Source organism: Umezawaea beigongshangensis (genome assembly GCF_016464305.1).
Lineage (GTDB): Bacteria > Actinomycetota > Actinomycetes > Mycobacteriales > Pseudonocardiaceae > Umezawaea_A > Umezawaea_A beigongshangensis.
The window spans coordinates 196,145-208,999 of the sequence record NZ_JAEIOJ010000001.1 but is presented as its reverse complement, the minus strand read 5'-3'; the positions used below and the strand labels follow the sequence as shown (position 1 = coordinate 208,999).

15 protein-coding genes and 1 riboswitch are annotated in these 12,855 nt (G+C 74.0%); of the genes, 9 read left to right on the top strand and 6 right to left on the bottom strand.

What is annotated here, in order from left to right:
* Positions 1-18: 18 nt before the first annotated feature.
* On the bottom strand, positions 19-408 hold the full coding sequence (locus IMZ35_RS00950) for a PPOX class F420-dependent oxidoreductase (protein WP_199438930.1): 390 nt from the start codon (positions 406-408) through the stop codon (positions 19-21).
* 41 nt (positions 409-449) lie between these two features.
* On the opposite strand from IMZ35_RS00950, the gene hisF reads away from it, so the two are divergent.
* The 3 genes from hisF to hisI are packed head-to-tail and all read left to right on the top strand — an operon-like array spanning position 450 to position 1,980.
* Entirely contained in the window at positions 450-1,223 is a 774-nt protein-coding gene (hisF, locus tag IMZ35_RS00945; RefSeq protein WP_199438929.1) for an imidazole glycerol phosphate synthase subunit HisF, read from the top strand.
* Positions 1,220-1,615: a hypothetical protein gene (locus tag IMZ35_RS00940; RefSeq protein WP_199438928.1), complete on the top strand. Its 396-nt coding sequence runs from the start codon at positions 1,220-1,222 to the stop codon at positions 1,613-1,615. The genes hisF and IMZ35_RS00940 overlap by 4 nt, the downstream gene beginning before the upstream one ends.
* Entirely contained in the window at positions 1,612-1,980 is a 369-nt protein-coding gene (gene hisI, locus IMZ35_RS00935; RefSeq protein ID WP_199438927.1) for a phosphoribosyl-AMP cyclohydrolase, read from the top strand. Before IMZ35_RS00940 ends, hisI begins: the two co-directional genes overlap by 4 nt.
* Here the strand turns inward: hisI and IMZ35_RS00930 are convergent.
* Complete coding sequence (locus tag IMZ35_RS00930; RefSeq protein WP_199438926.1) at positions 1,961-2,587, bottom strand: TetR/AcrR family transcriptional regulator; 627 nt, start codon at positions 2,585-2,587, stop codon at positions 1,961-1,963. The genes hisI and IMZ35_RS00930 overlap by 20 nt on opposite strands.
* 107 nt (positions 2,588-2,694) lie before the next feature.
* Here IMZ35_RS00930 and IMZ35_RS00925 point away from each other — a divergent pair, with 107 nt between their 5' ends.
* The 6 genes from IMZ35_RS00925 (at position 2,695) to lgt (ending at position 9,022) form a co-directional block, all read left to right on the top strand.
* Positions 2,695-4,242, top strand: a complete 1,548-nt coding sequence (locus IMZ35_RS00925; RefSeq protein ID WP_199438925.1) for an anthranilate synthase component I — start codon at positions 2,695-2,697, stop codon at positions 4,240-4,242.
* The gene (locus IMZ35_RS00920) at positions 4,235-4,762 is read left to right on the top strand and encodes a Trp biosynthesis-associated membrane protein (RefSeq protein WP_199438924.1); all 528 of its coding nucleotides are present in this window, start codon (positions 4,235-4,237) and stop codon (positions 4,760-4,762) included. Before IMZ35_RS00925 ends, IMZ35_RS00920 begins: the two co-directional genes overlap by 8 nt.
* A gap of 237 nt (positions 4,763-4,999) precedes the next feature.
* Entirely contained in the window at positions 5,000-5,809 is an 810-nt protein-coding gene (gene trpC, locus IMZ35_RS00915) for an indole-3-glycerol phosphate synthase TrpC (RefSeq protein WP_199438923.1), read from the top strand.
* A gap of 26 nt (positions 5,810-5,835) precedes the next feature.
* The gene (gene trpB, locus IMZ35_RS00910; protein ID WP_199438922.1) at positions 5,836-7,086 is read left to right on the top strand and encodes a tryptophan synthase subunit beta; all 1,251 of its coding nucleotides are present in this window, start codon (positions 5,836-5,838) and stop codon (positions 7,084-7,086) included.
* On the top strand, positions 7,083-7,874 hold the full coding sequence (trpA, locus tag IMZ35_RS00905; protein ID WP_199438921.1) for a tryptophan synthase subunit alpha: 792 nt from the start codon (positions 7,083-7,085) through the stop codon (positions 7,872-7,874). The genes trpB and trpA overlap by 4 nt, the downstream gene beginning before the upstream one ends.
* A gap of 89 nt (positions 7,875-7,963) precedes the next feature.
* The gene (gene lgt, locus IMZ35_RS00900) at positions 7,964-9,022 is read left to right on the top strand and encodes a prolipoprotein diacylglyceryl transferase (RefSeq protein ID WP_438816803.1); all 1,059 of its coding nucleotides are present in this window, start codon (positions 7,964-7,966) and stop codon (positions 9,020-9,022) included.
* 34 nt (positions 9,023-9,056) lie between these two features.
* On the opposite strand, the gene IMZ35_RS00895 is transcribed toward lgt, so the two are convergent.
* The 4 genes from IMZ35_RS00895 to IMZ35_RS00880 form a co-directional block, all read right to left on the bottom strand.
* On the bottom strand, positions 9,057-9,614 hold the full coding sequence (locus IMZ35_RS00895; protein WP_307867632.1) for an EF-hand domain-containing protein: 558 nt from the start codon (positions 9,612-9,614) through the stop codon (positions 9,057-9,059).
* A gap of 123 nt (positions 9,615-9,737) precedes the next feature.
* Entirely contained in the window at positions 9,738-10,508 is a 771-nt protein-coding gene (locus tag IMZ35_RS00890; protein ID WP_199438920.1) for an ABC transporter ATP-binding protein, read from the bottom strand.
* Positions 10,505-11,527, bottom strand: coding sequence for a FecCD family ABC transporter permease (locus IMZ35_RS00885; protein ID WP_307867631.1), 1,023 nt, complete (start codon positions 11,525-11,527; stop codon positions 10,505-10,507). The genes IMZ35_RS00890 and IMZ35_RS00885 overlap by 4 nt, the downstream gene beginning before the upstream one ends.
* Positions 11,528-12,484, bottom strand: a complete 957-nt coding sequence (locus tag IMZ35_RS00880) for an ABC transporter substrate-binding protein (RefSeq protein WP_307867630.1) — start codon at positions 12,482-12,484, stop codon at positions 11,528-11,530.
* Positions 12,485-12,612: 128 nt separating this feature from the next.
* A riboswitch (cobalamin riboswitch) is annotated at positions 12,613-12,711 on the bottom strand.
* Positions 12,712-12,855: the final 144 nt, after the last annotated feature.

Sequence of the window (12,855 nt, the reverse complement as noted above, 5' to 3'; positions counted from 1 at the left end):
TTGACGCGTCGGACATCGTCAACCGGTGGTTGACGGTGTGATCGCAATGCCGATCGTGCCGTCGCGGCCGCGCCGGAGCCTGCTGACGAACACGGTCACGCGGCCCACCACGCCGTACTTCCGCGCGACGGCCCGCCGCGCCCGCTCGCTGCCGTCGGCGTCCAGGACGCGGGCCGTTCCGGGAACGGACGCGCCCAGCGGCTCGCCCCGGACGGTGCACGGCGCGACCTCCACGGCCGGGTTGCGCCGGATGCGCTTGACCTTCCAGGAGTCGGTGACCGTCCACACCAGCAGGTCCGTTCCGTCGTGCGCCACCCAGACCGGGGTCGGCTTCGGCGTGCCGTCCGCGCGGAAGGTCGTCACCAGCAGGTACTTGCTCTCGCCGAGGCGGGCGATGTCGTCGTTCACACCACGACGTTAGCCAGGACCGCTCCCGTAGGCTCTTCCGCATGTCGGTGGCCGTGCGCGTGATCCCCTGTCTGGACGTCGACCGCGGCAGGGTGGTGAAGGGCGTCAACTTCACCAACCTCGTCGACGCAGGCGACCCCGTCGAGCTGGCCAGGGCCTACGACGCCGAGGGCGCGGACGAGCTGACCTTCCTGGACGTCACGGCGTCCTCCTCCGACCGCGAGACGACGTTCGACGTCGTGCGGCGCACCGCCGAGCAGGTCTTCATCCCGCTCACCGTCGGCGGCGGCGTGCGCAGCACCGACGACGTGAACCGGCTGCTGCGCGCGGGCGCGGACAAGGTCGGCGTCAACACCGCGGCCATCGCGCGGCCCGAACTGCTCGGCGAGTGCTCCCAGCGCTTCGGCGCGCAGTGCATCGTGCTGTCGGTCGACGCCCGGCGCGTCCCGGCGGGCGGCCGGCCCACGCCGTCCGGCTTCGAGGTCACCACCCACGGCGGCCGCACCGGCACCGGCATCGACGCCGTCGAGTGGGCCGCGCGCGGTCAGGAGCTGGGCGTGGGCGAGATCCTGCTCAACTCGATGGACGCCGACGGCACCAGGACCGGGTTCGACCTGGACCTGATCACGCGCGTGCGCGCGGTCGTGGACGTGCCGCTCATCGCCAGCGGCGGAGCGGGCGCGACCGAGCACTTCCCGCCCGCGGTGGCCGCCGGCGCGGACGCGGTGCTCGCGGCGAGCGTCTTCCACTTCGGCCAGCTCCGCATCGGCGAGGTCAAGGACGAGCTGCGCGCGGCGGGGGTGGAGATCCGGTGACGCCCTCGCCGCGCCGCCTCACCGGCGACTCCTCCGCACCGCCCGAGGTGGTCGTGTCCGCCCTCGTGGCGGCCGGTGGCGGCGCGCTGTTCGTGCTCACCGCGCTCCTGCGCTGGTACGCGGACGGCGACGCCGGGTTCCTCACCCTGCCGCTGGGCGCGCTGGTGCTGGAGCTGCTCGTCGCGGGCGGCCTGCTCGCCGGGTTCCGGCCCGCCCGCGTCACCGGCGTCGTGCTGTTCGCGGTGCTGGCGCTGCTGCACCTGCTGATCGTGCTCGCCGCCGCGCCCTGGTGGGTCCGGCTGGTCTCCGGCGTGCTGTGCGCCGCGCACGTCTACGGCGTCGTCCTGCTCAACCTCGCGCCCGCGCGCGCTCACCTCGGAGGCCGGGAGTGACCCAGCTCGACCAGACCATCGCCTCGCGGCTCAAGCGCACCCCGGACGGCCTGGTGTGCGCCGTGGTGCAGCAGCGCGGCACCGGCGAGGTCCTGATGGTCGCGTGGATGGACGACGACGCGCTGCACCGCACGCTCACCACCCGCGAGGCCACGTACTTCTCCCGCAGCCGGGGGCAGCAGTGGGTCAAGGGCGCGACGTCCGGGCACACCCAGCACGTGCACGAGGTGCGGCTGGACTGCGACGGCGACGCGCTGCTGCTCGTCGTGGACCAGGTGGGCGGCGCGTGCCACACCGGCGACCGCACGTGCTTCGACGCCGACGTGTTGCTCGCCGCGGAGCCGGTCAGCCCGGCTCCGCGCTGATGTCGCCCAGCAGGTAGCGCTGGAGCGTCGGCGCGACGGCGGCGACCACCGTGTCCACCTCGGCGGAGACGAGGGGCTCGAACCGCAGCACGTAGCGCACCATCCCCACGCCGACCACCTGCGTCGCGCACAGCGTGGCCCGCAGGTCGGCCTGGTCGACGTCCAGCGACGCCAAGACGCGGGCGAACAGCGTGTGCAGGAAGAACTCCTGGAGCACCCGCGCGACCTCGTCGTGCGCGGTGACGCTGCGCACCAGCGCGGCGAACGCGCCGCCACCGCTGTCGTCCCACACGCCGAGGAAGGTGCGCACGATCCGCTCCCCGATCCGCTCCGGCGGGCCGTCGAGGACGCGCTCGACGACGGCGGCCGGATCGACCGGGAGCTGGAGCACGGCCTCGCCGAACAGCGCCTCCTTGCCGCCGAACCAGTGGTTGACCATCGCCGCGTCCACCCCGGCCCGCGCCGCGATGGCCCGCACGGTCGCCCCCTCGTAACCCCTCTCGACGAACAGTGCGCGGGCGGCGGTCAGCAGGGCGGCCCTGGTGTCCTGCCCGGCCGCGCGCCTGCCGCGCCGCTTGCGGTCGCCTTGCTCGACGGCTCCTGTCACGGCATCATCATGCGTGCGGACCGAAAGGTTTTCAACGCGCGTTGAGATCGGGTGACGCGGAGTCCCCGCATCGTCGAGGTCCAGTTCCTCCCGGCACAATGACGCGCATGGTCAGCGTCTTGGGTGCAGCCAGCAGGTCCGGTCTGGGGTCGTTCAGCCCCACGCGCGAGGAGTTCCACGCCCTCGCGGAGCAGCGCAGGGTGATCCCGGTCGTGCGCAAGCTGCTCGCCGACGCGGAGACCCCCGTCGGCCTGTACCGCAAGCTCGCCGCCGACCGGCCCGGCACGTTCCTGCTGGAGTCGGCCGAGAACGGCCGCTCCTGGTCGCGCTGGTCGTTCATCGGCGTCCGCAGCGCCGCTGCCCTCACCGCCACCGGCGGCGAGGCGTACTGGACCGGCACGCCCCCGGTCGGCCTGCCCACCGGGGGAGACCCGATGGTGGCGCTGCGCGAGACCCTGGAGGCGCTGCGCACCGACCCGCTGCCGGGGATGCCCCCGCTGACCGGCGGCATGGTCGGCTACATCGGCTACGACGCCGTGCGCAGGCTGGAGACGCTGCCGACCCTCGCCGAGGACGACCTGCGGCTGCCCGAGCTGGTCATGCTGCTCGCGACCGACCTCGCCGCGCTCGACCACCACGAGGGCTCGGTCACGCTCATCGCCAACGCCGTGAACTGGGACAACTCCACCGAGCGGGTCGACGCGGCCTACGACGACGCCGTGGCGCGGCTGGAGCGGATGACCGTCGAGCTGCACACCCCGGCACCGCCGACCGCCGCCCTGTTCTCCCGTCCGAAGCCGGAGTTCACCCGGCGGCGCAGCCGCGCGGAGCACGGCGCGGCCGTCGAGGCGGCCAAGGCGGCCATCCGCGCCGGCGAGGCGTTCCAGGTCGTCGTGTCGCAGCGGTTCGAGATGACCACCGACGCCGACGCGCTCGACGTCTACCGGGTGCTGCGCGCCACCAACCCCAGCCCCTACATGTACCTGCTGCGGCTGGACGGCTTCGACGTCGTCGGCAGCAGCCCCGAGTCGCTGGTCACCGTCCGCGACGGCAAGGCCACCACGCACCCCATCGCCGGGACCCGGTGGCGCGCGGAGGACCCGGAGGAGGACGCGCTGCTGGAGAAGGACCTCCTGGCCGACTCCAAGGAGCGCGCCGAGCACCTCATGCTCGTCGACCTCGGCCGCAACGACCTGGGCCGGGTCTGCAAGCCGGGCTCGGTGCACGTCGTGGACTTCTTCAAGGTCGAGCGCTACAGCCACGTCATGCACATCGTGTCCACGGTCACCGGTGAGCTGGCCGAGGGCCGCACCGCCTACGACGCCGTGGCGGCCTGCTTCCCGGCCGGCACGCTGTCCGGAGCGCCGAAGCCGCGCGCGATGGAGCTGATCGAGGAGCTGGAGCCCGTCCGGCGCGGCCTGTACGGCGGTGTCGTGGGCTACCTGGACTTCGCCGGTGACGCGGACACGGCCATCGCGATCCGCACGGCGCTGATGCGCGACGGCGTGGCCTACGTGCAGGCCGGTGGCGGCATCGTGGCCGACTCCGACCCGGAGGCCGAGGACGACGAGACGCTGAACAAGGCCGGTGCCGTGCTCGCCGCCATCGCCACGGCGCAGACGATGGCTCCGGCGGTGGGCGACCACCGTGGCTGAGCGGCCGGTGAGCCGCCGTCCGCTGTGGACCGCGGTGCTCCTGCTGGTGCTCGGCGCGCTGCTGCTGTGGGGCTCGTCCGGGCTGACCTGGGTCGCCGAGCGGCGCGACCGCGCGGGCGGCGGCCTCGTCGAGGTGACCCGTTCCGGCGGTGAGGTCGTGCCCGCCCTCGTCCCGCTGGCCGTGCTGGCCGTCGCCGCGATCGCCGCTGCCGTGGCGCTGGGCGGTGTCGCCCGGCGCGTGCTGGGCGTGCTGGTCGCGCTCGCCGGCGGCCTCGCCTGCGCGCTGGCCGCGACCGCGACGGGTTCGCTCCCGCCGCGCCTGCTCGCCGTCGCCGGGGGACTGGTCGTGCTCGCCGGTGGCGTCGTGCTGGTGTGGCGCTCCGCCGTCATGCCCCGGCTGGGCGGTCACCGGGCACCGGGAGCGGCCGAGCGGGTCGCCGACCCGGATCGCGAGCTGTGGAACGCCCTGGAGCGCGGCGAGGACCCGACGGGAAACCCTCCGGACGCCGCGCCGCGCTGACCCGCGCTGCTCCGCCGTGATCGTCCGGGGACGCGACGGCGCACGTCGGCGCACGTCCGGCGCCGCACAGCCCCGCGGAGCAGCGCGGACACCTGCCCCCGGTGGTCGGGCCGCATCCGTTCCGGGGTTAGCATCGTTGCGGCGGGAAGGGGAGCGTGACGTGCGGGAGCTTGCGACCGAACCAATCGACCAGACGGTGCCGAGAACTGCTTTCAGAGCTACGGGCGAGGTGTTCGAGTGACCGTTCTCGAATCCATCCTCGACGGCGTCCGCGAGGACCTGGCCGTGCGTGAGGCGGCACTGCCCTTCGAGGTGGTCAAGGAGGAGGCGACGAAGGTCGCGCCTCCGCGGGACGTGATGGCGGTCCTCCGCGGACCAGGTGTCGGCGTCATCGCCGAGGTCAAGCGCAGCAGCCCCTCGAGGGGGCAGCTCGCGGACATCCCGGAGCCGGCGGACCTCGCCGCCTCCTACGAGGCCGGCGGAGCGCGCGTCATCAGCGTGCTCACCGAGCAGCGCCGCTTCGGCGGTTCGCTCGCGGACTTCGACGCCGTGCGGGCGCGGGTGAAGGTCCCGCTGCTGCGCAAGGACTTCGTCGTCAGCCCGTACCAGGTGCACGAGGCGCGGCTGCACGGCGCGGACCTGGTGCTGCTGATCGTGGCGGCGCTGGAGCAGAACGCGCTGGTGTCGCTGCTGGACCGCGTGGAGTCGCTGGGCATGACGGCGCTGGTCGAGGTGCACACCGCCGAGGAGGCGGACCGCGCCCTGGAGGCCGGAGCCAGCGTGATCGGCGTCAACGCGCGCAACCTGCACACCCTGGAGGTGGACCGGGACGTCTTCGGTCGCATCGCCCCCGGGTTGCCGTTCGAGACCATCAAGATCGCCGAGTCCGGCGTCCGGGGTCCTGGCGACCTCATGGCGTACGCGGGCGCGGGCGCGGACGCCGTGCTCGTCGGCGAGGGGCTCGTCACCAGCGACGACCCCAAGGTGGCGGTCAACAAGCTGGTCACGGCGGGATCGCACCCGGCGTGCCCCCGGCCGAGCCGCTAGACACGCACACGAACTAGGAGAAGCGCATGTCCTCCACCGGCAAGGGCGCGGGCGGGCAGCTGTCCCCCACGCCGCACGACCCGGACTCCAGGGGCCACTTCGGGCCGTGGGGAGGCCGGTTCATGCCGGAGGCGCTCATCGCGGCCGTGGACGAACTGGCCGCCGAGTACGACAAGGCGCGGATCGACCCGGAGTTCCTCGGTGAGTTCGACCGCCTGCTGCGCGACTACGCGGGCCGGCCGTCGCTGCTCACCGAGGCTCCGAAGTTCGCGAAGCACGCCGGTGGCGCGCGGATCTTCCTCAAGCGGGAGGACCTCAACCACACCGGTTCGCACAAGATCAACAACGTGCTGGGGCAGGCGCTGCTGACCAAGCGCATGGGCAAGAAGCGCGTGATCGCCGAGACCGGAGCCGGTCAGCACGGCGTGGCCACGGCGACCGCGTGCGCCCTGCTCGACCTCGACTGCGTCGTCTACATGGGCGAGGTCGACACCCAGCGCCAGGCGCTCAACGTGGCCAGGATGCGGCTGCTCGGCGCCGAGGTGATCCCGGTGAGCACGGGGTCGCGGACCCTCAAGGACGCCATCAACGAGGCGCTGCGCGACTGGGTCGCCAACGTCGACGACACGCACTACCTGCTGGGCACGGCCGCGGGTCCTCACCCGTTCCCCGTGCTCGTGCGCGACTTCCACCGGATCATCGGCATCGAGGCGCGCGAGCAGATCCTCCAGAAGGCCGGTCGGCTGCCCGACGTCGTCGCGGCGTGCGTGGGCGGCGGCTCCAACGCCATCGGCATCTTCCACGGCTTCATCGACGACCCGGACGTGCGGCTCGTGGGCCTGGAGCCCGGCGGCGACGGCGTGGACTCCGGCCGGCACGGCGCGACGCTCACCGCGGGCACCCCCGGTTCGCTGCACGGCGCCATGTCCTACGTCCTGCAGGACGAGGACGGCCAGATCAGCGAGGCGCACTCCATCTCGGCCGGGCTGGACTACCCCGGCGTCGGACCGGAGCACTCGCACCTCAAGGACCTCGGCCGCGCCGAGTACCGGCCCATCACCGACGCCGAGGCGATGGACGCGTTCGCGCTGCTGTCGCGCACCGAGGGCATCATCCCGGCCGTCGAGTCGGCCCACGCCCTCGCGGGCGCGCTGAAGATCGGGCACGAGCTGGGCGAGGAGGGGCTGATCCTGGTCAACCTCTCCGGGCGCGGCGACAAGGACATGGACACGGCCGTCGAGTGGTTCGGCCTCAACAAGCCGGAGGAAGCCCGATGAGCCGCCTCGCGCCGATGTTCGCCGAGTGCCGCGAGCAGGGACGCGCCGCGCTCATCGGCTACCTGCCCGCCGGGTACCCGACGATCGAGGGCTCGCAGGACACGCTGCGCCGCATGGTCGACTCCGGGTGCGACCTGGTCGAGGTCGGCCTGCCGTACTCCGACCCGGTCATGGACGGCCCCACGATCCAGCTCGCCGCCGAGCAGTCGCTGCGCGCCGGGTTCCGGGTGCGGGACCTGTTCGGCGTCGTGGAGTCCGTCGCGTCGGCCGGTGGCCGCGCGGTCGTGATGTCGTACTGGAACCCGGTGCTGCGCTACGGGGTGGACGCCTTCGCCCGCGACCTCGCCGCCGCCGGTGGCCTCGGCCTCATCACCCCCGACCTGGTGCCCGACGAGGCGGAGGACTGGATCGCCGCGGCCGAGCGGCACTCGCTCGACCGGATCTTCCTGGTGGCGCCGTCCTCGACCGAGGACCGCATCGCCTCCACGTCCGCCGCGTCCAGCGGCTTCCTCTACGCCACGTCGGTCATGGGCGTCACCGGCGCTCGCGACGTCGTGTCCAGCGCGGCTCCGGAGCTGGTCAGGCGCACGCGCGAGCACACGGACCTGCCGATCGGGGTGGGCCTGGGCGTGCGCTCCGGCGAGCAGGCGGCCGAGCTGGCCGCCTTCGCCGACGGCGTGATCGTGGGCTCGGCGTTCGTGTCGGCCGTGCGCGAGGGCGAGGACGCGGTGAGCGCCCTGACCCGCGACCTGGCGCAGGGCGTCCGCAGGGCGGCCACCCCCGCCTGACCCCGCACGCGGCCGGGCCGCCCGCGCCGGGCCGAACTCGGCGCAGGTGGCTCTCACCACCGCGCCGGTGTCCGAGTACGGTGGGCGGCGTGTTGACGACCCTCGCGTCCAACGCCTACCTGGCGACCATCCCCAGTCCCGATCAGGGCGTCTGGGAACTCGGGCCGATTCCCCTCCGCGCCTACGCGCTGTGCATCATCGTCGGGATCGTCGTGGCGATCTGGTGGGGCGAGAAGCGCTGGGTCGCCCGCGGCGGTGAGGCGGGCACGATCACCGACGTCGCCGTGTACGCCGTGCCGTTCGGCCTGGTCGGCGGCCGGCTCTACCACGTGGCGACGGACTGGCAGAAGTACTTCGGCGAGGGCAAGAACCCGGTCGAGGCGCTCTACATCTGGAACGGCGGCCTCGGCATCTGGGGAGCCGTCGCCCTCGGCGGCGTCGGCGCGTGGATCGCCTGTCGCAGGCGCGGCATCCCGCTGCCCCCGCTGGCCGACGCCATCGCGCCCGGCGTCGTCGTCGCCCAGGCCATCGGCCGCGTCGGCAACTACTTCAACCAGGAGCTGTACGGCGCGACCACCACGCTGCCGTGGGGCCTGGAGATCTACCAGCGCGTCGACCCCGACACGGGGCTGCCGGACGAGCTGACCGGCGTGGTGCTCGACCACACGCCGCTGGACGTCGTGCACCCGACGTTCCTCTACGAACTGCTGTGGAACCTGGGCGTCGCGCTGCTCGTCGTGTGGGCGGACCGCAGGTTCCGCTTGGGCCACGGCCGCGCGTTCGCGCTCTACGTCGCCGGGTACACCTCCGGGCGCTTCTGGATCGAGCTGATGCGCACCGACGAGGCGACGCGGGTGTTCGGGACGCGGATCAACGTGCTGGTGTCGGTGGTCGTCTTCCTGGGCGCCGTCGTCTACTTCGTGCTCGCGAAGAAGCGGGGCGAGCGCGAGGACGTCGCCGCGATCGTCGCCGCGCGGCAGGAGGACCACGAGGCCGTCGACGCGTCCGCCGGGTCCGGTGCCGAGAAGACCGTCACCGGCCGGGAGAGCGCGGCGGAGCCGGGCACCGGGTCCACCGCGGTGCGCGAGGCCGCGGACGCTGCGGACGGCGCTGGCGGCGCGGGCGGCACGAGGACCGGCGAGAAGTGATCGCGGGCGGGCGGCGCGAGCCGCCCGCCACCGCTCACGAGACCCCGCTCACCGGCTGCTCGAACCGACCGAAGACCCACGTGCCGGGGGCCGCCGGGTCGTCCCCGGCCCAGAACTGCGTCCACAGCTCGACGAACTCCTCCTCGGACACGTGCCCGTCGCCGTCCGGGTCGAGCAGCGGGAACACCGCGTCGGTGTCGGTCGGCCGGCCGTTCCACGCCTCGACGAGCACGCGGTACTCCGCGGCCGAGATCAGCCCGTCGCCGTCGTGGTCGACGGCCTCGAACATCGTGGTGGCGGTCTCGCGCACGGCGTCCAGCGCCTCGCCCAGCCGGTCCACCACCAGCAGGACCTCGTCGAGGGTCACCCGCTCGTCGCGGTCGGTGTCCGAGGCGGCGAGCAGCGTCAGCCACCAGCCCATCATGATCGTGGTCAGCCTCGTGTGATCGGCGGAGCCGGGCGCCGAGCCGCGCAGCGCCGTCCACCGCCGCGTCAGGGCGAGGAAGTCCGCCTCGTCGAGGAGACCGTCGCCGTCGGCGTCCATCGCCGTGAACACCCCGCTGATCTTGCGGCGCTGGAAGTCGGTCGCCACGGCGCTCCTTCGTCGCTCCGGTGTGGACGACGTCCACGGTGCTCCCGCGCCGCCGCGCGCGACAGCGGGCACGCGGGTCCTACCGCACCACGACCAGGTGAACCGCGCGGTGACCGCGCGTGCTCACGTCCGGCGGGGCGCGACGACGGGTGACCCGTCCGCAGTGGACAGCACGGTGATCCGCGCGCCGTAGTGCCGGGAGAGCAGCGGTTCGGTGAGCACGCGCGCGGGAGTTCCCCGCGCCGCCACCGCGCCGTCGTGCAGCAGCAGGAGCTGGTCGGCGTACTGACCGGCGAGCGTCAGGTCGTGCAGGGTGCTCACGACCGTCGTGCCGTCCTCCCGCCGCAGCCGGTCCACCAGGTCCAGCAGCGCCTGCGCGTGCCCGACGTCGAGCCCGGTCGTCGGTTCGTCGAGCAGCAGCAGACCCGCCTGCTGCGCGAGCACCCGCGCCAGCACCGCCCGCTGCCGCTCACCGCCGGACAGCGTGCGCAGCGACCGCCCGGCCAGGGCGGCGAGGTCGAGCCGGTCCAGCACGTCGGCCACCACGGCCAGGTCGGCCCGGCCCTCCCGCGCCAGGGGACGCAGGTGCGGTGTGCGGCCCAGCAGGACGTAGTCGGTGACGGTCAGCCCGTCGGGCAGCTGCGGGGTCTGCGGCGCGTAGCCGATCGCCCGCGCGCGCTCCCGGTGCGCCAGCGCCGCCACCGGGTGTCCGTCCAGCGTCAGCTCCCCGGTGTGCCGGACGAGCCCGGCCACGGCCTTGAGCAGCGTGGACTTGCCCGCGCCGTTCGGTCCGATCACCGCGAGCCAGCTGCCGGACCCGACCCGCGCCGACACGTCGCGCACCGCGGGGACGGCGGAGTACCCGGCGCTCACCGACGTCAGCTCCAGCCTCACGCCCGCCTCCCGGCGCCGCGCAGGACCAGCAGGAAGAACGGGGCTCCGGTGAACGCGGTGACCACGCCGATCGGCAGCTCGGCCGGGGCGAACGCGGTGCGCGCCACGACGTCGGCCAGGATCAGGAACGTCGCCCCGCCGAGCAGCGACAGCGGCACCACGACCCGGTTGCTCGCCCCGGCCAGCAACCGCACGACGTGCGGCACGACGATCCCCACGAAGCCGATCAGCCCGCTCACCGACACCGCGCTGGCCGTGGCCAGGGAGGCGGCGGCGAGCACCAGCAGCCGCACCCGCGCGGGACGCACGCCGAGCGAGGACGCCTCGTCGTCGCCCAGCGCCAGCACGTCCAGCAGCCGCGCGCACAGCCACAGCACCGCGGAGGCGAGCACGACGTGCGGCAGCACCACGAGCACCTGCCGCCACCCCGACGTGCCGAACCCGCCGAGCATCCACGTGTAGACCTGCCGCAGCGTCTCGGCGTTGAGCTGGAGCACGAAGGTCTGCACGGCGGTGAGGAACGAGGCCACGGCGACCCCGGCGAGCAGCAGCGTCGCCGTTCCGGCCCCGGCGGAGCGGCCCAGCAGCGACGTGAGCGCCACCCCGCCCGCCGCGCCGAGGAACGCCGCGACGGGCAGGGGGCCGAGCGCGGAGCCGGTGCTGCCGGGGGCGACGGCCACGACGACCGTCGCCCCGAGCCCGGCCCCGGCGGCGGCCCCCAGCAGGTAGGGGTCGGCGAGCGGGTTGCGGAACACGCCCTGGAACGCCGCGCCGGACACCGCCAGCGCGGCTCCGACCAGGCCGCCCAGGACGATCCGGGGCACGCGCAGCTCCCACAGGATCGCCGCCTCGCGCGCCGTCAGCGGCGACGTGCCGCCGGTGAGCTGCGCGCCGATCTCGGCGAGCACCCGCTGCCGGCCGAGGTCGACGGCTCCCAGCAGGGTGGAGGCGAGCACGGCGGCCAGCAGCACCAGCAGCGCGATCAGCAGGTGACCCGGCCGCAGCCGGGTGGTCGCCACCTACTTCGCGGCCGACGCGGCGACCGCGTCGGCCACGGTCCGCACCAGGTCCACGACGCGCGGACCCCAGCGGGAGGCGACGTCGTCGTCCAGCGCCACGACGCCGCCCTCGCGGACGGCCGTCACGCTCGCCCAACCGGGCCGCTGGGCGACGGTCTCGGCGGACTGCCCGCAGCACGCCACGTCGGCCAGGAAGATCAGATCGGGGTCGGCCTGCACGACCTGCTCGGCCGACAGCTGCGGGTAGTCGCCCGTGACCGACGCGGCGTCGGCGACGTTGGTGAGGCCGAACAGGCCGTAGACCCGGCCGATGAAGGTCGCCGAGGTCGCGGTGTAGAAGCTCGGGTCCAGCTCGTGGTAGTAGCTCAGCGGCTCGGCGGGCCGCGGGGTGTCGGCGACGATCTTCTCCACGTCCGCGCGCATCGTGCGGACGAGGTCGTCGGCCTCCGCGGTGTGCCCGGTCGCCCGGCCGAGCAGGGAGATCTGCTCGTGCACGTCGTCGAGGTCGGTGGCCGCGGGCAGCAGCAGGACCGGCACGTCGACCTTCGCCAGGCCCGCGACGAGTCCCTCGGTGTCGTTGGACGCGACGACCAGGTCGGGGGTGTGGCCCGCGACGGCCTCGACGTTGGGCTGGAAGCCGGACAGGTCGGTGCGCGGCGCGTTCTCCGGGTACGTGGACCGGTCGTCGACCGCGACGACCTGCGCGCCGGCGCCGATCGCGAACAGCGACTCGGTGCTGGTCGGTGCCAGGGAGACGATGCGCTGCGGCGCCCGGTCGAGCACCAGCCGCTCGCCGCCGGGCGCGGTCAGCTCGACGGGGAACGCCGAGGCGGGCGCGGCGCCGGTCGCCGAGCCGGGCGTCGCGTCCTGCTCGCGGGTGGCGCACCCGCTCAGGACGAGCGCGGTGAGAGCGGTGGTGGCGGCGATCCTGCGGGACCAGGTCTGTGCGGACTGCACGGGGCACCTCTGGTGGGCTCGGGCCCGGTGGCGGCACGGGGCCGTCCGACGAGGTGCGGCACGCTCCGGCGCCGTACGACCGCGAACGCCCCGTCCCTGCTCCGGAGACGGGTGGCGTGGCACGCGCGCGGCAGGCGTCCTGGCTACCGGGTCCGCCGGATCACGGACCCGTCACAGTTGCGGCACAGCGCCGGAGTCGCACCGGCTTCGCTGCCTCGGCGGCACCGGACACCTCGGTCCGGCGTCGGGCACGCTACCAGGTCGTTACCGACTGCTAACCTGATCAGCGAGGCGCTCACCAGCGACGACGGCGTTCGGAGAGGCTGACTCGTTCGGGTGTCGGCAAGCTCTCATCACCGCATCGTCCCGGA

What these genes read in the sequence shown, in the direction of transcription:
- hisF (WP_199438929.1), top strand. Translation starts at nt 450, where the DNA reads ATGTCGGTGGCCGTGCGCGTGATCCCCTGTCTGGACGTCGACCGCGGC.
- IMZ35_RS00925 (WP_199438925.1), top strand. Translation starts at nt 2,695, where the DNA reads ATGGTCAGCGTCTTGGGTGCAGCCAGCAGGTCCGGTCTGGGGTCGTTC.
- trpB (WP_199438922.1), top strand. Translation starts at nt 5,836, where the DNA reads ATGTCCTCCACCGGCAAGGGCGCGGGCGGGCAGCTGTCCCCCACGCCG.
- trpA (WP_199438921.1), top strand. Translation starts at nt 7,083, where the DNA reads ATGAGCCGCCTCGCGCCGATGTTCGCCGAGTGCCGCGAGCAGGGACGC.